Annotated in this window: 1 protein-coding gene; it reads right to left on the bottom strand. The window is 54.4% G+C overall.

Annotation, left to right across the window (positions count from 1 at the left end; translation table 11 throughout):
- Nucleotides 1-1,006: cadherin repeat domain-containing protein (locus tag Q4563_RS15460; protein WP_303605084.1), on the bottom strand; the 1,006-nt coding region annotated here is incomplete at its 3' end.
- Between the last annotated feature and the right edge of the window lie 54 nt (nt 1,007-1,060).

The raw sequence follows: 1,060 nt of genomic DNA, 5'->3' as shown, positions 1-1,060 counted from the left end.
CCAAATACACCGTACCTGCTTCATTGCTTTGTAATGTGACCAACTCCCCTGCTTCATAGGTGCTATCTATCACCGGTGTACCATCGGCATTAAACGCCTGTACAAAGATCGACTCATCACCGTCACTATCAGTCCCGACCCAGGTCACCACATAGGCGCCAGCGCTGCCTACCGCAGTGATTTGGACGGCATAGTCATCTCCAATGGTATTACCCAGTGCTTCCAGCTGTACTGTGTCACCGTTGACGGAACCTTCGGCGTTGAAGGCCTGCACAAAGATCGAATAATCACCGTTGCTGTCCCTTCCGTACCAGGTCACCACATAGTCGCCATCAGTGCCCACAGCGGTGATTTGAGGGTACTGATCAGCACCGGTGATATTATCCAGTGCTTCCAACTGTACCGTGGCACCGTTTAAGAAGCCGTCATCATCAAAGGCCTGCACAAAGATCGACCAATCACCGTCGCTATCCCATCCGTACCAGGTCACCACATAGGCGCCATCGCTGCCTACCGCGGTGATTTGAGGGGCATAGTCACCATTGCTGGTATTACCCAACGCTTCCAGCTGTACTGTCGCGAGCGATAACACAATACTGGCTTCTGGGGCAGTATCGTCCAGGTCGTTCACATCGAGAGTAACCGCTTGGTCGGTATGGTTACCGGCGCCATCGGTAGCGGTAACGATGAATGAGTAACTGGACTTGGTTTCGTAATCGGGGTTGTTCAGCAAGGTAACAACGCCCGTACTGCTGTCGATGCTGAAGTCACTGGCGTCAGTGCCAGACAAAGAATAAACCGCCGTCGCGTCATCCGTCGTGGCCGTGTAGATAACCGTGCTGGCACCGGAGTTTTCATCAATCGCGGTCGCGGTCGTGCCAGACGTAAACGTGGGTGCCGTTTCATCCGCTAACGTAATCCACTCACTGGAAGCCAGGCTCAGGTTGCCGGCGCTGTCGACGGCATAGGCGTAATAACCGCCCAGCGCCAATGTCGTGGTATCCACAGTGACCGTACCCGCAGTTGACCGCAACTATCAAGAAGACGCTCGCCGGGTTGG

The organism is Gilvimarinus sp. 1_MG-2023, assembly GCF_030548285.1.
Note: the sequence above shows the minus strand (reverse complement) of the source record. Positions and strands in the feature narration are given on the sequence as shown.